Consider the following 22,816-nt stretch of genomic DNA (forward strand, 5'->3'; position numbering starts at 1 on the left):
GCCTTATTCTATGTATTTTTCCTCTTTTTACCCATTTCAAACGATTGCTGCGATTTCTTTTCTTGAAGAGTTTTCGTTTAATAGGTAAACTGAAAAAAAGGAGTAATCTTCCACGGCAGGGAACAAAAAGAATACATGGATGTAAGTATAATAAAGAAGGTGACATAATGACAATAAAAATCATTGCAGATAGTGCCAGCGACTTACCAAAAGACTTTTTTAACCAGGATCATGTAGAACTACTTCCTCTGAAAGTCTTATTCGGCGAAACGGAATATGAGGATATGGTAACGATCGACTCCTCTACTGTATATAACTCTATGCGGGAAGGACAGGTTATAAAAACCTCCCAGGCATCCCCTAACACGATGAAGGAACTTTTTATCCAAATTGCAGAAAAAGGTCAAACTGCCATCTATATCGCCTTTTCCTCTGAATTGTCAGGTACATATCAAACAGCTGTATTGATGCAGCAAGAGGTCATGGAGGAGCATCCGAACCTCGATCTCACCATCATTGATACAAAATGCGCTTCCCTCGGTTTGGGCCTTGTGGTGAAGCATGCATCCGAATTAGCCGCCAATGGTGCTTCCAAAGAGGACATCCTGGCTAATATTGTCTATGACATATCCCATATGGAACATGTATTCACAGTAGATAATCTCGATTATCTGGCTCGAGGCGGCCGTGTCAGCAAAGCGTCTGCATTTGTTGGCGGACTTTTGAATATCAAGCCTTTACTACATATGGAGGATGGAAAGCTGATCCCGCTTGAAAAAATCCGCGGCCGAAAAAAAGTGCTGCGTAGGATGCTTGAAGTCATGAAAGAGCGAAACGGATTCACCGCTGCCAATCAACGGGTGGGAATCAGCCACGGTGACGACGAAGTGACTGCCATTGCACTTCAAGAGATGATAAAGGAATCCTCTGAATGCAGTAATTTCACGATCACTACAATCGGATCAGCAGTCGGTGCCCACGCAGGACCGGGCACGATTGCGTTATTCTTCCTGAACGATGACAAAGCATAATTAACTGGCACATAGTAGCTTCTGCATTTGGATAACCTATTCCTATCCTTATTTTGAAAGGGGTACATCCTGATGCCACATACAAGCGACAATGATAAAAAAGCGAAAGACAATAACGCTAAACGCCACGAAAAGAACATGGAACGCGAAAAGAGCCGCAAGAACGGCGAACGTCAATATTCCAAGAAAACAGATCATCTATAATTGGAAAGCCCGGCTTTTGGGAGCCGGGCTTATTGATTTTTGTATCATTTAATGCCCCGTACAATAAAAAAGGGCAATTTCCGTGAATTAACTGACATTCTGAATTGGTGTGTTTATGATATCAACGGTTTTGAGTGGTATATCAATGAAAAAATTCATATATCCACGATTTCACATGTGATTTCAACGAAAATATTCATATATCCACGAAAAACACTCTGATATCGACGAATCTACATATATCGACACCAACCGACACCAAACAAATTCCGCCCCTACCCATACAAAAAAGCGCGGGTTCACCACCTCGCGCTTCATTACAGCAAAAACTATTCACCTTTTTCCTCTTCCTTCTTATAAGTCCAGCCTTCCTTCTGCGTGATCAGGCCTTCTTTAAGAAGTTTCCCCATAGCACGCTTGAATGCGGCCTTGCTGATCAGGAAACGTTCTTTGATATCCTCCGGTGCACTCTTATCGCTATATGGCATTGCTCCTCCGCGCATCTCCAGGTAATCCAAGATCGCTTTGGAATCATCATCCATGGCATCCTGTTTTCGTGGAAGCAAGGAGACATTGATGGTACCATCGTCCTTCACACCAATCACTCTACCTTCGACGATGCCACCCAATCTCGGCTCTTCCTTTCGTTCAGAGTGATGAATAAACCCGACATATCCCTCATTGGTAATCATATAGCTTCCGACCTTCAGCAGTCGATAGATCGTCCCTTGGACATTCTGATTTACAATGTCTGATGGAGCGTTGATGGAGCGTTCAAGCATGACATCCTGGGACGCAAGCTTACCAATCAATTTGCCCCTGCGATCTGTCTTCACGCGGCATAACAGCAGGTCTCCCACTTCTGGCCAAACATCTTCAAATACCGGCAAATCATCCTCTGGGATCAATGCATCCTTGGCAATTCCGATATTGATAAAAACGCCAAGCCCTTGCAGAACCTCCACCACTTCCATCCATTCATGGCCATTGAGACCTTTAGGGATGGTCATCGTTGCAGTAATGCGGCTTTTCTGATCTGAATAAAGAAAGACCTCAACAGTTTCATCCTGCTGCAGTTCCCTTGTCGCTTCATTCTTATGAAGCAGGATGGTCTCTTCCCCATCCGTAAGCATATATCCAAGTGGGGTTTCCCTATCCACTGTCAATTCCAAAACTGTACCTGTTTCCAAAGCCATTCCTACCATTCCTTTTCATCCGTTCTTATGTAAAGTGTACCCGACTTTCATTAAGTTGTCCAAACCGCTTCATTCTACTATAATTAAGAACAGAATGCGATGTTTTTTTATTCTATTGCCTTTTGGTAAAATTTTAAACATTAAATGGAGGGATTTCCCATGGCTAAAGAAAGCTCCTTTGATATTGTTTCAAAAGTAGATTTAGCAGAAGTAACAAATGCCATCAATATTGCCTTGAAAGAAATTCAAAACCGCTTTGATTTCAAAGGCTCTGTCAGTGACATCAAACTGGAGAAGGAGGAACTTGTCCTGCTTTCCGACAGTGAGTTCAAACTCGACCAGCTGAAGGATGTCCTGGTAAGCAAAATGATCAAACGCAATGTTCCGACGAAAAATATCCAATACGGTAAAATCGAGGATGCATCCAAAGGTGCTGTACGCCAGCGCGGAACATTGGTTCAAGGTATTGATAAAGAGTACACAAAGAAGATCAACACCATCATCAAGAATTCCGGCTTGAAAGTAAAAACCCAGATTCAGGACGACCAGGTGCGCGTAACGGGCAAGAACCGTGATGACCTGCAGCAGGTTATTGCCGCATTAAGAGCTGCAGACCTTGATATTGATCTGCAGTTTGTGAACTACCGCTAAAAAATACATAGTGCCAGGCCCATCACAGGGTACCTGGCACTTTTTTAGATACTTTTTAATTTTGTCAGAATTGCTTCCGATAGAAATTCATACCCTTTGTAATTGAAATGCAATCCGTCCTCCGTTAGGAAATCCTCATAGCCTGGATGCCCGCTCATCTTTTCAAAAAAGTTAAGATAGTGTGCTCCTGTATCAGCTGCAACCTTTTCAACCACACTTGCAAACCCTTGAAGCGTTTCATTTTTCCTTGCATCCTGTCTTGACTCTACAACAGGAGCTGCACTGATTAATAATGTTTTTTCGGGACCAATCGTCCTGGTAATCCTTCTCAGGTTTTCTTCGTACAACTCTATGTCTACGTTCCGGTGAATGGCAGAATCATTGGCTCCAAGTAATACTATGACTAGGTCCGGATGATGGTCCACAACATCCTCTTTGATTCGCAGTAGTGCATCGACAGTGGTATTCCCAGATATCCCACTGTTCACAACCTTCCAATCCGGAATTGCCTTTGCAATCCGAGGTGTCAACCTTTCTCGGCCTTCATCGTCGTAATCATTTGCCGTAATGCTATCACCAAAGCATACCAACCTTTTCATTCATTCCCACTCCCTTTTACAAATCGGCCCATGACATACTCATCTGCATATGTCCCATCATCAAACTTTGCATGCTTTTCTTTTCTGCCTTCCACCTTGAAACCGAGCTTTTCATATACATGTATTCCTCTATCATTGTGTGAGAAAACTTCCAGGGTGACCTTTTCAATGATCGGATCCAAGGCAGCCCAGTCGAGCAGCATCCTGATCATTCTGGTACCTAGCCCGTTATTGCAAAAAGCTTCCTGAATGCTGATTCCGAATTGGCAATTGTGCTGGACCCGTTTTCTCGATCCCCTTTGCGCACTCAGCATTCCGATTATCCGACCATTCTGTTCGGCAACAAGTACGAGATTGTTCTTAGCCCTCATATCTGCAAGCCAGCGGAGTTCCTCTTCGACTGTAATAGTGAATTCTTCAGGTGCGGTTAGAAGGTTCCTGCTTTCTGAATATGCTCTTCTGCTATGTTCAATCATTGATGGAGCATCATCCTTTGTTGGCTCACGAACTATTATCTCCCCCATCGTTCCCCCTCATTTCCTCTTGTAATCTTCTAGCTTTGTTAGGATAAATTATAAGCGTTTTCCCAATAATATGAAAGAATTATTGGAGGTGTCCACATGTCAAATCAAACAAAGAAAACCTTGCCTGCCCAGCATCAAAATCAGCAGCCGGGACTGGAGTCTGAAATGGTTCCAGCACCAAAATCCGAGGATTCTTCCTATAAGGGAAGTGGAAAGCTCAAAGGGAAAGTCGCCATCATTACCGGGGGTGACAGTGGAATCGGGCGTGCAGCAGCCATCCTTTTTGCAAAAGAAGGTGCCGATGTCGTGATAGCCTATTTAAGTGAAAATAATGATGCAAATGAAACGAAAAGGCAAGTGGAACAGGAAGGCCGGAAATGCCTTTTGATTTCAGGGGATATAGGACAGGAATCGTTTTGTAAGAGGGTCATCGATGAATGTATATCCAACTTCAATAAATTGGATATCCTTGTGAATAACGCAGCAGAACAGCATCCTCAGGAATCAATAGAGGATATCACTGCTGAACAGCTGGAAAAGACGTTCCGTACCAATATATTTTCTTTCTTCTATCTGACAAAAGCGGCAATGCCCTATCTGACAGGAGGAAGTTCCATTATCAATACCGCATCTGTAACCGCTTATGCGGGGAATGAAACCTTGCTTGATTATTCAGCGACCAAAGGTGCAATCGTTACCTTCACAAGATCCCTTGCGCTGCAGCTGGTAGGGAAAGGGATCCGGGTAAACGGTGTTGCGCCAGGTCCTATATGGACGCCATTGATTCCATCCACTTTTTCAGCCGACAAGGTGGCAAGCTTCGGCGCGAATACCCCGATGAAGCGACCTGGACAACCGGAAGAGGTGGCACCAAGCTACGTTTTTCTTGCGAGTGATGATTCTTCCTATATGACAGGACAGATTTTGCATGTGAATGGCGGAAAAATTGTGAATGGGTGAGAGGTCAGAGAAATAGAGGGCATGTTATGAAGAAAAAGCTTCTCTGTCATGCAGGAGAAGCTTTTTCTTAGCTGAATTTTCAGTTACTATGGGTCCTATTGAACTTTTTTTCGGTTTCTATCGAACTTTTTTTAATGTCTATTGAACTTTTTTCGCTCTCTATTGAACATTTTTTGAGATCTATCGAACTTTTTTGACTTTCTATCGAACATTACCCAAATTCTTACAACAAAAAACTACCAAACCATCCGCTCAAAAACAAAAAAGCCAGTCCGAAATTCAGACTAGCTTTTCACTATATTGCATTAGTATTCCTTGCACGTTTGGCGCTTTACCATACTATGAGGAATGATGATCCGTTTCGTCGGTTCAGTTGGATCCTTTACTTTTTGGATCAGAGTTTTCGCTGCCTGAAACCCAAGTTGAAAGATATTGATGTCCACAGAAGTCAAAGGTGGGCGTGCCACTTCAGCCAACAGGACATTGTTGAAGCTGACTATCGACATCTGTTCGGGCACATCGATTCCCATATCGTGTAGTGTATTCAGGATTCCCAATGCCATCAGATCATCGGCTACCACGAGGGCCGTTGGTGGCTCTTCCAAACTAAGCAGTTCGGATACCGCTTCCTGTCCACCCTCTTTTAGGAATTCCTCGTGGATAATGTATTCATCCTTGTAAGGAATGTCCGCTGTGCGCAACGCTTTTTCATACCCCAGAAGTCGGTCGATTGTCACCACAAGCTGGATGCTTCCTCCGACAAATGCCACACGCTTGTGCCCAAGGTCTATCAGATGCTCGGTCGCTTCTTTGGCTGCCCGGTAATTGTCATTGTCTACATGTGTAATCTCTTCAACTTGCTCAAAAGGCTTCCCAATCACGACAAACGGAAAACACTCTTTTTGCAAATACTTGATTATTTTATCCTCAACTGCTGAGTACAGCAGAATGATCCCGTCTACTCGGCGTCCCTGCACCATCTGCATCACACCGTCGAGAATTTCGTTTGCTGTTTCCCCGGTGGACATTTGAAGTGCATACTGCTTTTCGTGTGCGGCCGTACTTATTCCCCTTAGCACTTCCGGAAAAAAAGGATTTTGAAATGTTTTATCAGCTGAAGCCGGCATCACAAGACCAATAACCTGTGTGGTTTGGTTTGCCAGACTCCTAGCGATAAAGTTTGGATGATACCCAAGCTCTTCCATTGCTTCTCTCACGCGTTTTTTTGTTTTTTCACTTATGCGCGGACTGTTCGCGATCACGCGAGAAACTGTGGAAGGTGCAACATTGGCAATCTTTGCTACATCTTTTATCGTAACTGCCATGCACCTATCCCCTCCCTTTTGAAATGAAACTAAAAAATTGTAAACGGATACATTTATCAACATGGAACATCTTCAATAAATGAAAATGTATCCACAAAAAGTTATTCTTTCTTTTTTCTGCGTCGGACTACAGCAGCCACAATGAATGCGATAAAGCCACCGTATATAAGTGCCATTGCTCCAACGAATGGAACATTCATACCTGAATCCTCGCTTACCGTGTATATCTCCGCGGTTTCACGGTCCAGGCTGATCAAGTATTCGCCGTCGCTATTGCGGACCAGCTCATCACTCAGGGTGCCGCGAAGCTCAAGCTCTTCACCAATCATGTCCTGTTTAATTGGGGCAACTTGAGTGCCTGTTGTATTATTTAGTGCAATAATAGTCGTTTCTTTCTCATATTCACGCTTGAAAACGGCCATACCGCCTTCTTCATAGAGCATTTCAAAGCTTCCATGTGTCAATGTCGGCATGCTGCTTCTCAGTTCTGCAAGCTTGGTTACATAGTCCACAATCTCTTGCTCCGAACGGAAGTTCATATCACGGCGGTTATCCGGATCCGGTCCGCCATCCAGAGCAATTTCCGTACCATAATACACGATTGGAATACCAGGAGCTGTATAGAGATATGCGAGTGCCTGCTTTATTCTTGCAGGCGGATACTGTTTTTTCTTGATTGCTTCTCTTGTAAAGCGCTCCACATCATGATTATCGATGAATTTCCCCATGACATATGGATTGGAGTAGAAGTTCTGGTTATGTGCCCATACCGTATCCAATCTGCTCAGGGACTGATCAGGTGCTGAGAATACACGAGTTATTTCATTATAAGTAGGAAAATCCACGAATGAATCGATTCCCGTTTCCTCATATGAAGCCACATAACGTGGATCATCATTCCAGACTTCTCCTATTAAAAAGAAGTCTTCCTTAACGGATTTCATTTCCTGTGCGAATTCAGTCCAGAATTCCTTCGGGACATGTTTAACGGTATCCAGTCGATAGCCATCGATATTAGTTTCTTCAATCCACCATTTAGCCATATCCAGTAAATACTGACGAGTCTCGGGATTTTCCTGGTTCAAGTCAGGCAAGCCATAGATCCAGCCATTCTCTACCTCATCCTGGTCCTCCCAGTCTCTTACATCCTTCTTTGGATGAAACCAATCAGCTTTGTCGGGTTCCTTTAACCAGGCATGTTGATAGCCTGTATGGTTCACCACGATATCCACAATGATTTTAATGTCACGTTTGTGCGCTTCTTTTACAAGCTCTTTGAATTCTTCTATCGTTCCAAAATGCTCTTCGGTATCATAGAAGTCCTCTGTCCAGTAGCCGTGGTAGCCCTTATCCTCATTTTTCACAATGGGTGTCAGCCATAATGCGGTAAACCCCATGTCCTTGATATAATCAAGCTTTTCTATAATTCCACGAAAGTCCCCGCCATGATAGGCTTTCGGATCATCTCGGTCCACAGTGAAATCATTAGTAGTGTCTCCATTGTTAAAGCGGTCAATCATAATAAAATAGATCATCTCATCTTGCCATGCGTGTTCTTCTTTTTCAGCTTTTACAGGTTGAACTGGTTGTACGAACCATGCAGAAAAAAGAAGAAACGGAATGAGAATGAGCCCCATCACTCTTTTCATCAATTCCGCTTCCCTCCCTTAAATCGTTTTAGTAGTTTCGCTATATGTTCCTTCAATTAAAAGAACCTTTGCTTTCCATAAACGATTATATACTATTATTATCCTTTTGTACCACCGGCAGTTAATCCCGCAATCAGATAACGCTGCAGGAATAGGAACATCAACGCAATCGGGATTGCGATAAGTATGGAACCTGCTGCAAATCGGGTAAAGTTGTTGGCAAACTTATCGGCAATAAAGTTGAATAGCCCTAATGCAAGAGTAAACTTCTCTGGACTTCTTAAAATGATTCGTGGTAATAGGAAGTCCGTGAAAGGTGCCATAAAGTTAAACAATGCAACTACCGCCAAGATAGGTTTTGCAAGTGGCAGCATGATTCTGAAAAACACGCCAAAGTGACCTGCACCATCCATGCGTGCAGCTTCATCCAATTCTTTTGGAATTGTATCAAAGTAGCCTTTTACAAGCCATGCATTGAATGGTATCTGACCACCAATATAAACTAAGGTTAATCCAATCAAAGAATCATCCAATCCAATCAGATTTAAAAGGATATAGATTGCAACCATAGCCATTAATGCCGGGAACATTTGCAATAGCAAAAACGCATATAAACCATAAGTTCTTCCACGGAAACGGTAACGTGAAAATGCATAAGCTACAAAGGAAGTCACTAATACGGAAAAGAACGAATTAGCTACAGCTACCATAATACTGTTTTTATACCAAAGTAAATAATCACTTTGAGGAGAAGTAAAGAGCCATTTGTAATGAACTAATGACCAGTTTTCAGGTATCATTGATGCGGAATAAAGACTAGTACCCGGATTCAGTGATAACCCTATCGTCCATAATAACGGGTAGGCAATAATGATGAACATGAACCCAATAAATAGATAGATGAAAGATACTTCGAGTTTTGATTTGGTTTTAGCGTTCATTAGATATTACCCTCCTCTTTGAACGAACGAGTGCGTCGGAACTGGAAGATAGCGAATCCAGCAACTATCAAACCTAACAGAATGGATATTGCTGCGGCCATATTGTAGTTATTCGTCTCGAACGTTAATTTGTAAACCCAGGAGATAAGGATATCCGATCCGCCAGCATTTTGTCCACGTACCGCCGGCCCACCTTGGTTAAATAGATAGATGATATTAAAGTTATTGAAGTTTCCAGCATACTGCATGATAAGTAACGGAGCAGTCGCAAAAAGAATGTGTGGCATCGTAATGTAACGGAATTTCTGAAAGCGTGTTCCTCCATCTACATCTGCCGCTTCATACCAGTCTTTTGAAATACTTTGAAGGACTCCGGTAAATAGTGCAAAAACAAATGGGAAGCCAAGCCATGTCTGTATCATGATTATTGCAATTTTTGTATAGAATGGATCAGTCAACCACGGTAGAGCCATGCCGATTGTTCCCAAGATATCACGGTTGATTGCTCCAAAACGATCATTGAACATTGCCGCGAAGATCAGAATGGTAACAAATGCAGGTACTGCCCAAGGTAATATTAAAATTGTACGAATTAAGCGTTTATATTTAACACGGGGGTCGTTAACAAGCAACGCTAAGAAAAGACCTAAAGCAATTTGAGCTGTAGTTGCGACAACAGTCCATACAATCGTCCAGGAGAATACGCTAAGGAATGTGGATTTCCAAAGTGGAATCGATACCAGATTAGTGAAGTTCTGAAATCCTACCCAGCTCAATAAATTCCTAGGTGGAGAATTATATAAATTGTAGTCCGTAAAAGCCAGGGACACCATAAAAAATAATGGTAATACAACGATGAAAACAAGCATAATAAGTCCTGGTATTACCATGAAATAAGGGAATCCAGTGTCATAGAAGTTCTTCAAGCCTTCTCTGACGGATGGTTTTTCTTTTCCATTTTTGATATCGATTGCATTATTGCGAGCATCCATGACATTTAAATAGTATAATGCAGCCGCAAAAACAGTAAGGATAATCGAGATTAAACCTTGTATCAATAAAAAGATGGAGTGGTCAACTTTTGGAATTTCACCTAGTGTAAAAATTCCCCAGTATCCCCAGGAAAGAAAGTTCCAGAATGTAATTAAAAATGAAGCCTCGATGATAATGAATGCAATACCTTTCGCATATCTGCGGTTATACAGTTGACCTAACCCTGCAAACAAAATGGAAAGGATCATGGCTAAGGTCGGGTTATGTTTCCGCATTGTAGTTGTTGCTGTCTCAGGCATAGCAGATCCTCCTTCTTAAAGAATAATAGTGGATAGACAAGCTTCAAGCTTCATCTATCCACCAACTTCTAACTCTTAATTGTTACTGTGCTCCACTTGCAGCAATATTATCTTCAATTTGTTGTTTCGCTTCAGCTAGAACGTCTGCAACGTTGTCACCGTTTGCGATGAATTGAAGTGCAGAACCCATCGGCTCCCAAACTTGTTGCATTTGTGGAATGTTTGGCATTGGCTCACCGTATTGAGTTTGCTCAGCGAATGCACCGATTAACTCATCGTTAGCGATTTCATCACTGTCAAGAGCTTCTTGAAGGGCAGGCATTTCACCAGCAGCAGAGTAGTATTTCATTGCATTGTCGTAGTTAGTTACGAACTTCATCAAGTCGATGGCCCACTCTTGGTTTTCAGAGTAAGAGCTCAGCATCCAAGTCTTAACACCAACGAAAGATTTAGGAACATCGCCATTGTCAAGCTTAGGTAATGTTGCAGTACCTAATTTGTCCCCTAAAGCTTCTTTATAAGTTGGGATATTCCAAGGACCTGTGATGACAGAAGCAACTTTTCCATCCGTGAATAGACCATTCATGATGTCTCCATTGATTTCTTTCGGGATATAGCCATTAGAGAACCAAGATTGTACCAATTCTCCACCTTCAACTGCACCTTCGTTAGCAAGACCGATGTCTTTAGCATCGAAGCCAGAACCATCGTTCTTGAATACATATCCACCGTTACCAGCGAAGAAAGGATAGATGAAATAGAAGTTAGTAGCTTCCATTAAAAATCCGTATTTGTCTGCACCTTGATCAGTTTGATCAGCAGCAACTTTCATTAAACCTTCCATAGTAGCAACTTCTTCAGCAGATACTAGGTCTTTATTGTAGAATAATCCGTAAGTTTCGATAACATGAGGTACACCGTATACTTCTCCGTCAACAGTTACTGCGTCCATAGCTGCTTCGCTGTATTTCGCAGCATCTTCACCTAAGTCGATAGGATCAGCTAAACCTTGAAGAGCGATATCACCGATACGATCGTGTGGTTGGAAGAAAATATCTGGACCTTTTCCAGATGGAGCGTCAAGCGCTAATACTTCGATTTGGTCAAGCATGGAAATTCCAGTAGCTTCTACTTTAATTCCAGTTTCTTCCGTGTAAGCATCAAAAATTTCTTGTAGAGCAGCTTTTTGTTCTTCCTGATCATTTACCCAAACTGTAAGCTTTTCTGGTTTTTCTACACCTTCAGTTGTCGTGCCTTCACCATTGTTTGCAGCATTGCCGTTGCCTTCTCCAGCGTTTCTGTCACGCTGTGGACCACAAGCAGCAAGAACGCCTAGAGCAAGAACCGCAACCATTAACATTACTAGGAACTTCTTCATATTGACCCCTCCGTCATTTAAGTATGTCTTTTACTAGTTTGTACAAGCGGTTGCATTATTATGTAAGCGAAATCATATAGCGCTTACATTTTCGTGAAAACGATTGCACAACTTTCACTTTTTATTATACATGTAATCGCCCAATTGACAACCTGTTTTTTAAAAAAATTTGATATATTTATAGAGATGAACTTCTTCAAAACTATGTATCTATCGATAAACCATTGATACACATGGCTTCCTATCATTTTGATAATGAATCATCCAGAGGATTGTCCAACACATTTTCACCGCATCTCCAGTTCTGCTCTGCTTTTCATTGACAACGATTTCAATTTGACATAAGGTTATGTTGAATAAAATGGCAATGAAGCTATTTCAACCATTTTTTTCTCACATTAGATGCAAGCGATTGCATAAAGGAGAGGTTGAATACATGATGCTGAAAGAAGCGATCTACCATCGCCCTAAAAACAATTTTGCATACGCATACAACGACACCACTCTTCACATTCGTCTTCAGACAAAGAAGAATGATGTAGATTCGGTGGAATTGATCCATGGTGATCCATATGTATGGGAAAATTCCGAATGGATCTCGACGAAAACACCTATGACAAAATCAGGCTCAGATGATCTATATGACTATTGGCTAGCAGAAGTATCCCCTGAATTCAGAAGGCTCCGCTACGGTTTCTCCCTTACTTCAAAGGAAGAAAATCTGACACTTACAGAAAAAGGATTCTATGAAGAAGAACCGAAGGATTGCGGTCTATACTTCTGTTTTCCTTTCTTGAATAAAGCGGATGTGTTCCGTGCACCTTCATGGGCAAAGGATACTATCTGGTATCAAATTTTCCCTGAAAGGTTTGCAAACGGGAATGTGGATAATGATCCTGAGGGTGCTCTTCCTTGGGGAAGTACTGAACCTACTACAACCAACTTGTTTGGCGGGGATTTCGAAGGAGTTATCGAGCATATCGATCATCTTGTGGACCTCGGAATAACGGGAATCTATTTTACTCCTATCTTCAAAGCACGTTCCAACCATAAATACGATACGATCGATTATATGGAAATCGATCCTCAATTCGGAGATAAAGAGACATTCAAAAAACTGGTAGAAATCTGTCACGAACATGGCATCAAGGTAATGCTCGATGCGGTATTCAACCATAGCGGATACTACTGGGCCCCCTTCCAGGATGTATTGCAAAATGGAGAGTCTTCCAAGTATAAAGATTGGTTCCACATTTGGGACTTCCCGGTTCAAACGAAGCCAAAGCCGAACTATGACGCATTTGCCTTCGTATCGGATATGCCCAAATTAAATACGGAAAACCAGGAAGTGAAAGACTATTTACTTGAAGTGGGACGCTACTGGGTAAGAGAGTTCAACATCGACGGCTGGAGACTGGACGTAGCAAATGAAGTGGACCACCAGTTCTGGAGAGAATTCAGACAAGCAGTGAAAGCTGAAAAAGAAGATGTCTATATCTTAGGGGAAATCTGGCACGATTCCATGCCTTGGCTGCAAGGCGACCAGTTTGATGCAGTCATGAACTATCCTTTTACAACTGCAACATTGGATTATCTTGCAAAAAACAATACAAAAGCGGAGGATTTCGCTCATTCCATTACGAAAGTTCTCCACTCTTATCCTAAGAACGTAAATGAGGTAGCCTTCAATTTACTTGGAAGCCATGACACTCCACGAATCCTAACGATTTGTGACGATGACAAGAACAAGTTGAAGCTTTTATTCCTATTCCAGCTTTCCTTCATCGGTGCACCTTGCATTTACTATGGAGACGAAATCAGCATGACCGGCGAGCAAGATCCCGGTTGCCGCAAGTGTATGATCTGGGATAAAGAGGATCAGGACGAAGACATGTTTGCTTTCGTGAAAAAGCTTACCCACCTTAGAAAAGAGCGTGCGACATTCGGGAACCACGGGGACATACGATTTATCCAAGCGAGCAATGACACCAATCACGTGATGTACGAAAAAACATCAGATGACGAAACAATCTTGTTCATCGTTAATAACAGTGATCAGGAATTGGTTGTGACTCTGCCTGATGGGACTCAAGGAAAAGTGTTGCATGATATTTGGAACGATGAGGAGTTTGCTGCTGATGCAGAGATCCTGCAGGCAAAGCTTCCTGCATACGGTTTTCAGATTTTATCTTATAAATAAGTATTAGTGAAAAAAGCCTTATCTGCATGCATCGCTGCTTGCGGATGAGGCTTTTTTAATTTTACCCACGGTCAACCTATTTCCGATGAACCAGTCTCCTATATTCCATCGGCGTCGTCCCTTCCATCTTTTTAAACAGCTTGGAAAAGTAGGTGACATCCTCTATGCCTACTTCGCGAGAAATCGTGGATACTTTATATTCCGTTTCCACCAGCAGTCGTTTTGCCTGATGCAACCTGAAATGGGTCAAATATTGTACAGGGCTGATCCCTATCGTTTTTTGCATGCATCTTGTGATGTAATCCGGGTGAAAATTCAACTCTTCCTTCAACCATGTCATGCTTATAGGACTCTGATAGTTTTCCTGTATCAGCTTCATGGCCAGCTCACATACCTTTTCTGTCGCGCTGGGGATGGAAAACGCTTCTTTTTGAAGCTGTAAAATGAATTCCGAAAAATAGATCTGCTGCTTCAGATAGTCATCCGGTAGATGTGCATCCCCGTCACTGATACTCAGCATATTTTCAAGCTGCTGTTCCACAATCTCTCTTCTTTTCACCTCGGCATACTGCGGGATGTGAAACCGATAGTGGCCAGGTTCAATGAATGTCGGCTCCTTTTTATAGACATAGGACCAATCTAATTCCTTTGTGTCCACTACTTGATACTCATCATTCGGAATGACAAAGTGAAGCCAGAAATACGTGGTATCCTCATCACATCCTTTGTATCCGGTATGCCTTTTTCCCGGAACCAAAATTACATACTGGCCCTCTTTCACTTCAAATTTTTCTTCATCTTCCTGCATATAGAGTGTTCCTTTTGTTACATATAGCAGATCAAAGACGGTAAACACTCTGGAAAAGTGGCTCTTCCCCTTCTGGAAGGTGAATTCTCCCCCTCTGATAAAAGTCGGGAAAGGAGGAATCGAAAGCGCAATCATTGACATTCTTTACACCTCAAGTCGTAATACTCCAATAAGTATCGAAATCATCTCTTTCTATTATAATAAAATCCGGTTAAACTATAAATTGTTTTATGTCGGAATCATCAAAAGGAGTAACGTAATGAAAGAAATAAACACGAAAAAATTGACCCTTTTCGCCTTAACCTGGCCAATTTTCATAGAAGTATTATTGCATATGGTAATGGGAAATGCAGATATCCTGATGCTGAGCCAGTACTCTGATGACTCAGTAGCCGCCGTCGGAGTTGCGAATCAACTGCTTTTCATGCTTATTGTCATGTTCGGCTTTATTGCTACGGGTACATCCATTCTGGTCGCTCAGTACCTCGGGGCAAAAAATAGAACCCTAGCCTCTGAAGTGACCGTAGTATCCCTCGGGGCCAACCTTGTGTTCAGTATTGTCATAAGCCTGATCGTTTTTGGATTCAGTTCACAATTACTGTTGCTAATGAATCTTCCTCCGGAGCTCCTGGCAGAGGCTGATTCCTACCTGAAAATCGTTGGGGTATTCTCATTTGTCCAGGCACTTGTCATTACAATGGGAGCCACTATCAGAAGCTACGGATTTACCCGGGATGCCATGTATGTAACGATTGGAATGAACATCCTGAATGTCGTCGGTAATTACCTGTTCATTTTCGGGCCATTCGGAATTCCTGTACTCGGAGTGGAGGGAGTTGCCCTTTCGACCGTTGTGAGCCGCGCACTTGGGCTTATCGTCATTTCAGTCTTGCTATTTAAACGGATTGAAGAGCCACTTCCTTTCAAAAGAATTTTCCAACTACCGGTGGACCATTTGAAAAATCTTTTGAAAATCGGCATTCCTTCAGCGGGAGAGCATCTTTCCTATAATACCTCCCAGATCGTCATCACCTTTTTCATCGTGATGATCGGAACGGAAGCGTTAACCACCAAGGTATATGCACAAAGCTTGATGATGTTCATTTTCCTCTTCGGTGTTGCCATCGGTCAAGGTACGCAAATCATGATTGGCCACCAGATCGGCGCGGGCAATATAGAGGATGCCTATAATCGATGCATAAAAAGCTTGCGTTTGGCAATTTTGATAAGCATCCTTACCGCGGTACCGATTGCGATATTTTCTGATACCCTTTTAGGATTTTTCACTACGAATCCTGATATTATCACACTTGGAGGCACCTTGATTCTCCTTACGATCATATTGGAGCCCGGCCGCTCCTTTAATTTGGTGGTCATCAGCTCGCTGCGTGCTGCAGGGGATGTAAAGTTCCCTGTTTATGTTGGAATCCTATCCATGTGGGGTATAGCCGTAACAGTCTCCTATGTGCTTGGAATCCATTTCGGACTAGGGCTAGTTGGTGTTTGGATTGCCATGATCATGGATGAATGGCTCAGAGGCCTGATCATGCTTCGACGCTGGAGGTCAAAAGTCTGGGTAAATAAATCTTTTGTTGTATCAGAATCGAAAAATGCTTCTTAATAGAATACAAATAACAGATGCACTCCCTTATATAGGGGGGTGTTTTTTAATGTTTCCAAATGATTGTCAGGATTCCTTACACAGTTGTAAACGCTTTCGACTGAATTTTTCGAAAATTCGTATTGCAAAGTGAATGAATATGAAATATGATAATAAACATACCATATGATGTTAGGAAATATAACATTGGATATAAAGGAGAGATGATAATGAAAAAGGTGGAAGCAATCATTCGTCCAGAAACATTTCGCAGCCTTCGTGAACGCCTCGAGGAAGTAGGGATAAACGGCCTGACCGTTTCCGAGGTGGCAGGATGCGGTCAGCAAAAAGGACAGCAGGGTGTGTTCCGGGGCAATACGTTTGAAATTAAACTTCTCCCGAAAGTAAAAGTCGAAATGGTCGTAGAAGCGGAGTTTGTCGATGAAATCGTCCAGATCATCCAGGAAACATGCAGCACCAATTCTGTAGGAGACGGAAAAATATTTATCTACCATATCGAAGATGCTATTCGTATTCGTACTGGGGAAACTGGCAAACTTGCAATTATCTAACCATTACAGAAAGGGTTGATCTATATGAAAAAGAAAATCGGTTTATTGATGACAGGCGGCTTATTGCTTGGTTCTACGGCACATGCCCAAGCTCCGACAGTGGAAACATTGAGTATTTCCATGGATATGGTTTGGATCATGATTGGTGCATTGCTCGTATTCTTTATGCATGCAGGGTTTGCGATGGTGGAGTCAGGGTTTACACGTTCCAAGAACTCTCTTAATATCCTGATGAAAAACTTTCTTACCATTTCCATCGGTTCCATCCTCTATTTGGCTGTGGGATATGCCTTTATGTTCGGCTCATCTTCAGGAGGCTTCATAGGGACAGAAGGCTTCTTTCTTTCAGGACGTGAAGGGGACATCGGCTTCTTCGTCTTCCAGGCAATGTTTGCTGCCACATGCGCAACAATTATCTCCGGGGCAGTGGCAGAAAGAATGAAGCTTAGCAGTTATATTCTTATCACGGTTGTGATGACAGCTTTAATCTATCCAGTTGTAGGACATTGGGTATGGGGCGGAGGCTGGCTATCGGAAATGGGCTTCACTGACTTTGCGGGATCCACGGTCGTGCATCTGACTGGAGCGCTCGGTGCTGTTGTGGCGGTCCGATTCTTAGGCGCCAGACTTGGCAAATATTCAAACGGCAAAGTGAATGTCATTTCGGGCCATAATATCCCTTTAGGTGCACTGGGAGTTTTCATTCTTTGGTTCGGATGGTTCGGATTTAACGGTGGGAGCACGCTGGCTGCTGATCCCGAGCTTATCCCACATGTCATTACGACCACCCTATTATCGGCTTCTGCAGGTGTAATCGCCTCCGCTTTTTATTCTCAGTTGCGCTATAAGCGAGTGGATGCTTCCCTTACGCTGAACGGAGCATTGGCAGGTTTGGTAGGGATCACTGCAGGTACCGGTGATGTTTCACCGATTGGCGCCATCATAATCGGTATAATCGCAGGTGTGATTCTGGTTGAATCGGTTTCCTTCATTGACAGAGTGTTAAAACTGGATGATCCTGTAGGGGCCATTGCAGTTCATGGAGTGTGCGGCATTTGGGGTACACTTGCTGTTGGATTATTCTCCACTTCAACCGGACTTTTCTATGGCGGCGGTGCGAGTCAATTGGGAATTCAGGCAATAGGTATCTTGGCGGTAATAGCATGGACCGTAGCAACAGTAGCCGCTTTCCTTTTCCTTGTTACCCGCTTCGCCAGTATCCGCGTTACAAAGGAAGAAGAAATTTCAGGTCTTGATTTTGCTGAGCACGGTTCCTCCGCATACGAGCTCAGAGAATCGGTCTTCTCTGATAACAGCTCTGCACCGGAATTCGGAACGGGTCTTGTCCACCGGTTAAACAACCTGGGAAGCACCAAACAGAAAGCCAAGCAAGTTTAACATGAAAAAATTAAGTCAATCATCGTAATCGACAATGGCGATCCATTCCGTTTGGATCGCTTTTTTGATGTATACAAAACATATACAAACATTCAATCAAAGTGGTATAATTCCCCTAGAGGTGATAGTAAATGGTCAGTAAATGGGAGAGGAATGTCTTTCGTTTTTTTATTCTATGGTACATATGCGGAGTGATTCTGTTAACATTCGATCTTCTCCCTTCTTGGCTGGAGTGGGCGAATGTGGTATTTCTTGTGACAGCAGGCTCACTAGGTGCGATTTATTTTTTCAAAAACTATAAAATCTTCGGGCTGCTCTTCACTTTTATCGTCTTTTTTTCTTCCATTGCTGCAGAGCACATTGGCGTCAAGTATGGATTCCTGTTCGGAGACTATTATTACAACTCCTATTTTGGCCCGATGCTTTTTGATGTGCCAATCACAATCGGTTTTGCATGGGTGATGGTTATTGCTACATCACATGTAATTGCCCTTCGCATCCTCCCTGCTTCCCCTTTATGGTGGAAAGCTGTTGTGGCAGCCGTGGCAACAGTAGTGCTCGATTTGATCATCGACCCCGTCGCATTTATTGCAAAGGAATATTGGATCTGGAGTGGAGAAAGCTTTTACTATAACATCCCTATGTTCAATTTCTACAGCTGGTTTGGTTTGTCCCTACTTTTCCATCTGATGCTACTGCTTTTCACTTCCCATACTTCTTCAAAGGAGAATGCTTATTGGGAAAAGAATATGTATGTACTATACGGACTGATGGTGGGCATGTTTTGCATGATTGCATTATCCTCGCAATTATATCTGGCGTTCTTCGCTACAGTCATACCTGCCCTCCTCCTTTATGCCGGAACGAAAAAAAACAAGGAGTTCATTCATGATACCAGCAAAAAAAAGCAGAGCATTTGACTATTTATTTGATCAGTTCAATAGGCGTTTCTTAAAGTTTCATTTTCGGGGAATGTTTTTTTCCAAAGGAGCAGACGTACCCATTCCTTCCTCCCCATGCTTATTTGTCGTCAATCATAGTACATGGTGGGACGCGCTGGTAGTCTTCCACCTGAATCGCCACATCATCAAGCAGGAGAGCTATGTAATGATGCACGAAAAGGGAATCAAGGACTACCCTTTTTTCCGTAATATCGGGGCATTCTCCGTCAATCGGCAGAACCCTAAGGATATTGTGCTTTCGCTGCAGTACGCAAAAGAAAGATTACAAGAAAACAAGACGTTGTGGCTATTCCCCCAAGGAGACGAACGGCATCAGGAAATTCGGCCCTTGGGATTTCTGTCAGGTGCCCTTCATATTGTCAAAAACACTAGCATACCAATCGTACCTGTATGCCTCTACTATTCTTTCGGGAGAGAGCGAAAGCCCGACATTCATATCAGAGTATCCGGTGCGATAACGGCAACTGATCTGCCTGGGAATTCATCCAAAGAGAAGAATATTGCCCTGGAGGGGTTATTTACAAATCATCTGGATCAATTAAAACACGACGTGATCATGGAAAACACGGGTGATTTTGAGAATCTTTTATAGCCTGGAGGGGAAATACAATGGAGCAACTCGTCATATTCTTATCAGTTTTTCTTCTCCTTTCGTTAATAGGGATGATGGTAAACGGCCTCTTTTTCCCCGGTTCCAGAAACCTATCCCGGATTATACACCACTAGTGTCCATATTGGTTCCCATGAGAGACGAAGAGAGGAATGTCATCCCCCTGATTCAAAATCTGCAAAAGCTTACCTACGCTAAGGTTGAATGCATCCTTTTGGATGATCATTCCTCAGACTCCACTCTCACCCTGGCAAAAGCTCAGACGTTGAATGATAAACGTTTCCGCCTTATAGAAGGGGTACCATTAAAAAAGGGGTGGGCAGGTAAAGTGCATGCTTGCCATCAATTGTCTGAGAATGCATCCGGGGACTTTCTACTTTTCCTCGATGCAGATGCAAGACTGAACCCAGATACTATTGAGAACTTTCTACCTTTTTTCGAACAAGAAAAGGTAAAGCTCGTCACTGGCTTCCCACGTTTCCCCGTAACCTCGTGGTTAAGCAAATTGCTTGTTCCCATGCAGCATTTTGTCATTTGGCTTCATCTACCCTTGGCCCTAGCCAATTATTCCGGCTACAAACAGGCCACAGCAGCACATGGCGCTTTCATGTTTTTTGAGCGGAACGCCTATCTTGCTGTTGGAGGGCATCGCGCAGTATGGGACTCCATTGTCGAAGATGTCCATCTGGCAAGAGTGATGAAACAGCACGGTTTTGCAGTAAAACTGGTAAATCCAACTTCGTATGTGACATGCCATATGTATGAGACCAATGAAGAGGTGTGGTCAGGCTTTTTAAAGAATATCTATATCGGAATAGGAAGATCACCTTGGATTGTGGCTGGATTAACGATTTTTTATTCGATCTTTTATTTCTTACCCTTGCCATTGGCTTTACTTGCTCCATACTACGGATACTGGTATATCCTCCCATTATTACTTATATGGATTCAAAAGCTCTATGTAGATCTGCAAACAAAGCAAAAAGCCTTTCTTTGTCTGCTACTGCCTCTAAGCGCACTCGCTTTTATGGTCATCATGCATGCTTCCATGTGGAAAAGCTTGAAAAAAGAACATTACCTATGGAAAGGACGTGCATATAAATGAAGAAGGTTGTGGTAATCGGAGGAGGGCTTGGTGGACTATCCTCTGCCATTTCCCTTGCAGCGAAAGGTTTTGACGTAACACTCCTTGAAAAGAATCGTCATCTTGGCGGAAAGCTGATGCAGGTAAATCTCGGCGACGCGCATTTCGATTTTGGACCGAATACCATTACCATGCCGGAAGTGTTCCGCGAGGTCATCAGGCTTAGCGGGGAGAATCCCGATGAGTATCTGAATTTCATCAAACTGAACACCCACACCAGAAACATCTCTTCTGATGGAAAGGTTCTTGATTTCAGTTCTGATCAGGAAAAGATGAAGGATCAGTTAAGTAGGTTGGATCCGACAGGTGCGAAGAACTATGAATCCTTTATCAAAGAAATTACAAGACTCTACCAGCTTGGAAGTTCGCAATTTTTCCGTAAAAGCTTTACATCCAACACGGATTACCTGTCACCAGGCCTTGGCACCGCCTTTGCCAGGGTTCGTCCCCTGCAATCGCTGCACCATTTCTATCGCAGGTATTTTTCGGATCCATTTATTTTGCAGGCCCTTGACCGCTATGCCACTTATATAGGCTCATCCCCTTATATATCTCCTGCAACATTTGCCTTGATCGCTTATTTGGAGCTTGTGGAAGGGGTTTATTACACGAGGGGCGGGAACTGGAAAATTGCTGAAGCTTTTGAGAAAGTCGCAAAGATTTCAGGTGTGACGATTCGTACAGACTGCCGAGTGACAAGTATACAAGTCAAAAATGGCAAGGCGGTAGCAGTAGAAGTCGCAGATGGGGAAACCTTCCCATGCGACTTGGTTGTCATGAATGCCGATTTGCTTGCAGCATATCCTGCGCTTGTAGAGGAAAAGGACCGCCCACGTTTTTCAGACCGAAAAGCCGCCTCCTTTGAACCGTCCATTTCTGCATTTGTTGCCCTTGTCAGCCTGAACACACGAAATAAACAGCTGCTTCATCATACGGTCTATTTTTCCTCCGACTATGAAAGAGAGTTCAAGGAACTTTTTGTAGAAAGGAAATATCCTGAAAGTCCTACTATCTACATAAGCAATTCCTCTGTTACAGAGCCGGAAAAAGGTCCAAGCGGAGACAATCTCTTCATTTTGGCGAATGCCCCTGCAGTAAAGAAGGAAAGTGTAAGGGATGGTTTTTCGGAAAGATACAAGGAGCTAATTTATAAGACCTTGGAGAAGCAGGGTGTATCCATCAACGGCCAAATCTTGGAGGAAAAACTGATAACGCCAGAAGATATACAATCCCAATTTGGAGCCTATAAAGGGGCTTTGTATGGTGTCGCTTCCAACAGGAAAAAGGATGCTTTCTTCCGTCCAAGGAACAAAGCTCAAGATATCGGTAACCTCTACTTTGTAGGAGGCTCCACCCATCCAGGCGGCGGTTCGCCGATGGTTACATTATCCGGGATGAATGTGGCGGACGCGATTGTCAGAGAATGGAATGCATAGTAAAGGCTGCAGTCACTCCTTTTACAGGGCGCTGCAGCCTTTTTATCATATCAAGTAGACAATTGAAATCGAAGCACAGAAAAGAAAGAAGATGTAGGTGATCCCCGTACCCTTTCCAACAGCTCTTTCTTTCTTCTGTAAAATGACATCGATCAAGTAGAATAGGATAAAATGAATCACCAATAGCAATCCAAAGCTGACCAATAAGGACATTTCATCATAATACTTATCCACTAGATTCACTACTAATAAAGCTATGACAGAAGATGAAAGATACAAAAGTGTTTTGAGCTTCATTTTATCCACCCCACCTCAACCAGCCAATTTTCATCCATA

22 protein-coding genes are annotated in these 22,816 nt (G+C 42.9%); 12 read left to right on the top strand and 10 right to left on the bottom strand.

The window, feature by feature from the left end; all coding sequences use genetic code 11:
- Positions 1-167 precede the first annotated feature (167 nt).
- Together ABN702_RS13400 and ABN702_RS13405 are read left to right on the top strand one after the other, a co-directional pair.
- On the top strand, positions 168-1,031 hold the full coding sequence (locus ABN702_RS13400; RefSeq protein ID WP_417897332.1) for a DegV family protein: 864 nt from the start codon (positions 168-170) through the stop codon (positions 1,029-1,031).
- 72 nt (positions 1,032-1,103) lie between these two features.
- A complete protein-coding gene (locus tag ABN702_RS13405) occupies positions 1,104-1,235 on the top strand; it encodes a DUF3941 domain-containing protein (protein WP_386641564.1) in 132 nt (43 codons plus the stop codon).
- A 329-nt stretch (positions 1,236-1,564) separates the two neighbouring features.
- Here ABN702_RS13405 and ABN702_RS13410 read toward each other — a convergent pair whose 3' ends face one another.
- Positions 1,565-2,431: a S1 RNA-binding domain-containing protein gene (locus ABN702_RS13410; protein WP_417897333.1), complete on the bottom strand. Its 867-nt coding sequence runs from the start codon at positions 2,429-2,431 to the stop codon at positions 1,565-1,567.
- A 159-nt stretch (positions 2,432-2,590) separates the two neighbouring features.
- On the opposite strand from ABN702_RS13410, the gene ABN702_RS13415 reads away from it, so the two are divergent.
- The gene (locus ABN702_RS13415; protein WP_417897334.1) at positions 2,591-3,082 is read left to right on the top strand and encodes a YajQ family cyclic di-GMP-binding protein; all 492 of its coding nucleotides are present in this window, start codon (positions 2,591-2,593) and stop codon (positions 3,080-3,082) included.
- A 44-nt stretch (positions 3,083-3,126) separates the two neighbouring features.
- Here the strand turns inward: ABN702_RS13415 and ABN702_RS13420 are convergent, their stop codons facing one another.
- Together ABN702_RS13420 and ABN702_RS13425 are read right to left on the bottom strand one after the other, a co-directional pair.
- A complete protein-coding gene (locus tag ABN702_RS13420; RefSeq protein WP_417897335.1) occupies positions 3,127-3,681 on the bottom strand; it encodes a GDSL-type esterase/lipase family protein in 555 nt (184 codons plus the stop codon).
- Positions 3,678-4,205, bottom strand: coding sequence for a GNAT family N-acetyltransferase (locus tag ABN702_RS13425; protein WP_417897336.1), 528 nt, complete (start codon positions 4,203-4,205; stop codon positions 3,678-3,680). Before ABN702_RS13425 ends, ABN702_RS13420 begins: the two co-directional genes overlap by 4 nt.
- A 96-nt stretch (positions 4,206-4,301) precedes the next feature.
- Between ABN702_RS13425 and ABN702_RS13430 the strand changes: the two genes are divergently transcribed.
- Complete coding sequence (locus ABN702_RS13430; RefSeq protein WP_417897337.1) at positions 4,302-5,165, top strand: SDR family oxidoreductase; 864 nt, start codon at positions 4,302-4,304, stop codon at positions 5,163-5,165.
- 305 nt (positions 5,166-5,470) lie between these two features.
- Here ABN702_RS13430 and ABN702_RS13435 read toward each other — a convergent pair whose 3' ends face one another.
- The 5 genes from ABN702_RS13435 to ABN702_RS13455 all read right to left on the bottom strand — a co-directional run bounded on the left by ABN702_RS13435 (position 5,471) and on the right by ABN702_RS13455 (position 11,750).
- Positions 5,471-6,490 carry a LacI family DNA-binding transcriptional regulator gene (locus ABN702_RS13435; RefSeq protein ID WP_417897338.1) on the bottom strand — a complete coding sequence of 340 codons (1,020 nt, stop codon included), beginning with the start codon at positions 6,488-6,490 and terminating at the stop codon, positions 5,471-5,473.
- A gap of 101 nt (positions 6,491-6,591) precedes the next feature.
- On the bottom strand, positions 6,592-8,139 hold the full coding sequence (locus tag ABN702_RS13440) for an alpha-amylase family glycosyl hydrolase (RefSeq protein WP_417900902.1): 1,548 nt from the start codon (positions 8,137-8,139) through the stop codon (positions 6,592-6,594).
- A 98-nt stretch (positions 8,140-8,237) separates the two neighbouring features.
- Complete coding sequence (locus ABN702_RS13445) at positions 8,238-9,080, bottom strand: sugar ABC transporter permease (protein WP_417897339.1); 843 nt, start codon at positions 9,078-9,080, stop codon at positions 8,238-8,240.
- Positions 9,080-10,372 carry an ABC transporter permease subunit gene (locus ABN702_RS13450; RefSeq protein WP_417897340.1) on the bottom strand — a complete coding sequence of 431 codons (1,293 nt, stop codon included), beginning with the start codon at positions 10,370-10,372 and terminating at the stop codon, positions 9,080-9,082. The genes ABN702_RS13445 and ABN702_RS13450 overlap by 1 nt, the downstream gene beginning before the upstream one ends.
- Positions 10,373-10,454: 82 nt before the next feature.
- Positions 10,455-11,750, bottom strand: a complete 1,296-nt coding sequence (locus ABN702_RS13455; protein ID WP_417897341.1) for a sugar ABC transporter substrate-binding protein — start codon at positions 11,748-11,750, stop codon at positions 10,455-10,457.
- Between the two features lie 439 nt (positions 11,751-12,189).
- Here ABN702_RS13455 and ABN702_RS13460 point away from each other — a divergent pair, with 439 nt between their 5' ends.
- The gene (locus ABN702_RS13460) at positions 12,190-13,950 is read left to right on the top strand and encodes an alpha-glycosidase (protein WP_417900903.1); all 1,761 of its coding nucleotides are present in this window, start codon (positions 12,190-12,192) and stop codon (positions 13,948-13,950) included.
- A gap of 76 nt (positions 13,951-14,026) precedes the next feature.
- Here the strand turns inward: ABN702_RS13460 and ABN702_RS13465 are convergent, their stop codons facing one another.
- Positions 14,027-14,899, bottom strand: a complete 873-nt coding sequence (locus ABN702_RS13465) for an AraC family transcriptional regulator (protein ID WP_417897342.1) — start codon at positions 14,897-14,899, stop codon at positions 14,027-14,029.
- Positions 14,900-15,017: 118 nt separating this feature from the next.
- On the opposite strand from ABN702_RS13465, the gene ABN702_RS13470 reads away from it, so the two are divergent.
- The 7 genes from ABN702_RS13470 to ABN702_RS13500 all read left to right on the top strand — a co-directional run bounded on the left by ABN702_RS13470 (position 15,018) and on the right by ABN702_RS13500 (position 22,480).
- Positions 15,018-16,379 carry an MATE family efflux transporter gene (locus ABN702_RS13470; RefSeq protein ID WP_417897343.1) on the top strand — a complete coding sequence of 454 codons (1,362 nt, stop codon included), beginning with the start codon at positions 15,018-15,020 and terminating at the stop codon, positions 16,377-16,379.
- A gap of 209 nt (positions 16,380-16,588) precedes the next feature.
- Positions 16,589-16,930 carry a P-II family nitrogen regulator gene (locus ABN702_RS13475; protein WP_386641534.1) on the top strand — a complete coding sequence of 114 codons (342 nt, stop codon included), beginning with the start codon at positions 16,589-16,591 and terminating at the stop codon, positions 16,928-16,930.
- A gap of 24 nt (positions 16,931-16,954) precedes the next feature.
- On the top strand, positions 16,955-18,328 hold the full coding sequence (locus ABN702_RS13480; protein ID WP_417897344.1) for an ammonium transporter: 1,374 nt from the start codon (positions 16,955-16,957) through the stop codon (positions 18,326-18,328).
- A gap of 131 nt (positions 18,329-18,459) precedes the next feature.
- On the top strand, positions 18,460-19,248 hold the full coding sequence (locus ABN702_RS13485) for a carotenoid biosynthesis protein (protein WP_417897345.1): 789 nt from the start codon (positions 18,460-18,462) through the stop codon (positions 19,246-19,248).
- Complete coding sequence (locus tag ABN702_RS13490; RefSeq protein WP_417897346.1) at positions 19,217-19,882, top strand: lysophospholipid acyltransferase family protein; 666 nt, start codon at positions 19,217-19,219, stop codon at positions 19,880-19,882. The genes ABN702_RS13485 and ABN702_RS13490 overlap by 32 nt, the downstream gene beginning before the upstream one ends.
- The gene (locus ABN702_RS13495) at positions 19,860-21,005 is read left to right on the top strand and encodes a glycosyltransferase (RefSeq protein WP_417897347.1); all 1,146 of its coding nucleotides are present in this window, start codon (positions 19,860-19,862) and stop codon (positions 21,003-21,005) included. The genes ABN702_RS13490 and ABN702_RS13495 overlap by 23 nt, the downstream gene beginning before the upstream one ends.
- Positions 21,002-22,480, top strand: coding sequence for a phytoene desaturase family protein (locus ABN702_RS13500; RefSeq protein ID WP_417897348.1), 1,479 nt, complete (start codon positions 21,002-21,004; stop codon positions 22,478-22,480). The genes ABN702_RS13495 and ABN702_RS13500 overlap by 4 nt, the downstream gene beginning before the upstream one ends.
- Positions 22,481-22,525: 45 nt before the next feature.
- Here ABN702_RS13500 and ABN702_RS13505 read toward each other — a convergent pair whose 3' ends face one another.
- Positions 22,526-22,777: a hypothetical protein gene (locus ABN702_RS13505; protein ID WP_386641517.1), complete on the bottom strand. Its 252-nt coding sequence runs from the start codon at positions 22,775-22,777 to the stop codon at positions 22,526-22,528.
- Positions 22,778-22,816: the final 39 nt, after the last annotated feature.

The sequence above is a fragment of the Bacillus haimaensis genome (genome assembly GCF_048270625.1).
Lineage (GTDB): Bacteria > Bacillota > Bacilli > Bacillales > Bacillaceae_I > Sutcliffiella_A > Sutcliffiella_A haimaensis.

What these genes read in the sequence shown, in the direction of transcription:
- ABN702_RS13400 (WP_417897332.1), top strand. Translation starts at nt 168, where the DNA reads ATGACAATAAAAATCATTGCAGATAGTGCCAGCGACTTACCAAAAGAC.
- ABN702_RS13410 (WP_417897333.1), bottom strand. Translation starts at nt 2,431, where the DNA reads ATGGCTTTGGAAACAGGTACAGTTTTGGAATTGACAGTGGATAGGGAA.
- ABN702_RS13485 (WP_417897345.1), top strand. Translation starts at nt 18,460, where the DNA reads ATGGTCAGTAAATGGGAGAGGAATGTCTTTCGTTTTTTTATTCTATGG.
- ABN702_RS13500 (WP_417897348.1), top strand. Translation starts at nt 21,002, where the DNA reads ATGAAGAAGGTTGTGGTAATCGGAGGAGGGCTTGGTGGACTATCCTCT.
- ABN702_RS13460 (WP_417900903.1), top strand. Translation starts at nt 12,190, where the DNA reads ATGCTGAAAGAAGCGATCTACCATCGCCCTAAAAACAATTTTGCATAC.
- ABN702_RS13455 (WP_417897341.1), bottom strand. Translation starts at nt 11,750, where the DNA reads ATGAAGAAGTTCCTAGTAATGTTAATGGTTGCGGTTCTTGCTCTAGGC.
- ABN702_RS13480 (WP_417897344.1), top strand. Translation starts at nt 16,955, where the DNA reads ATGAAAAAGAAAATCGGTTTATTGATGACAGGCGGCTTATTGCTTGGT.
- ABN702_RS13420 (WP_417897335.1), bottom strand. Translation starts at nt 3,681, where the DNA reads ATGAAAAGGTTGGTATGCTTTGGTGATAGCATTACGGCAAATGATTAC.
- ABN702_RS13470 (WP_417897343.1), top strand. Translation starts at nt 15,018, where the DNA reads ATGAAAGAAATAAACACGAAAAAATTGACCCTTTTCGCCTTAACCTGG.
- ABN702_RS13445 (WP_417897339.1), bottom strand. Translation starts at nt 9,080, where the DNA reads ATGAACGCTAAAACCAAATCAAAACTCGAAGTATCTTTCATCTATCTA.
- ABN702_RS13415 (WP_417897334.1), top strand. Translation starts at nt 2,591, where the DNA reads ATGGCTAAAGAAAGCTCCTTTGATATTGTTTCAAAAGTAGATTTAGCA.
- ABN702_RS13505 (WP_386641517.1), bottom strand. Translation starts at nt 22,777, where the DNA reads ATGAAGCTCAAAACACTTTTGTATCTTTCATCTTCTGTCATAGCTTTA.
- ABN702_RS13405 (WP_386641564.1), top strand. Translation starts at nt 1,104, where the DNA reads ATGCCACATACAAGCGACAATGATAAAAAAGCGAAAGACAATAACGCT.
- ABN702_RS13425 (WP_417897336.1), bottom strand. Translation starts at nt 4,205, where the DNA reads ATGGGGGAGATAATAGTTCGTGAGCCAACAAAGGATGATGCTCCATCA.
- ABN702_RS13440 (WP_417900902.1), bottom strand. Translation starts at nt 8,139, where the DNA reads ATGAAAAGAGTGATGGGGCTCATTCTCATTCCGTTTCTTCTTTTTTCT.
- ABN702_RS13435 (WP_417897338.1), bottom strand. Translation starts at nt 6,490, where the DNA reads ATGGCAGTTACGATAAAAGATGTAGCAAAGATTGCCAATGTTGCACCT.
- ABN702_RS13450 (WP_417897340.1), bottom strand. Translation starts at nt 10,372, where the DNA reads ATGCCTGAGACAGCAACAACTACAATGCGGAAACATAACCCGACCTTA.
- ABN702_RS13430 (WP_417897337.1), top strand. Translation starts at nt 4,302, where the DNA reads ATGTCAAATCAAACAAAGAAAACCTTGCCTGCCCAGCATCAAAATCAG.
- ABN702_RS13490 (WP_417897346.1), top strand. Translation starts at nt 19,217, where the DNA reads ATGATACCAGCAAAAAAAAGCAGAGCATTTGACTATTTATTTGATCAG.
- ABN702_RS13465 (WP_417897342.1), bottom strand. Translation starts at nt 14,899, where the DNA reads ATGTCAATGATTGCGCTTTCGATTCCTCCTTTCCCGACTTTTATCAGA.
- ABN702_RS13475 (WP_386641534.1), top strand. Translation starts at nt 16,589, where the DNA reads ATGAAAAAGGTGGAAGCAATCATTCGTCCAGAAACATTTCGCAGCCTT.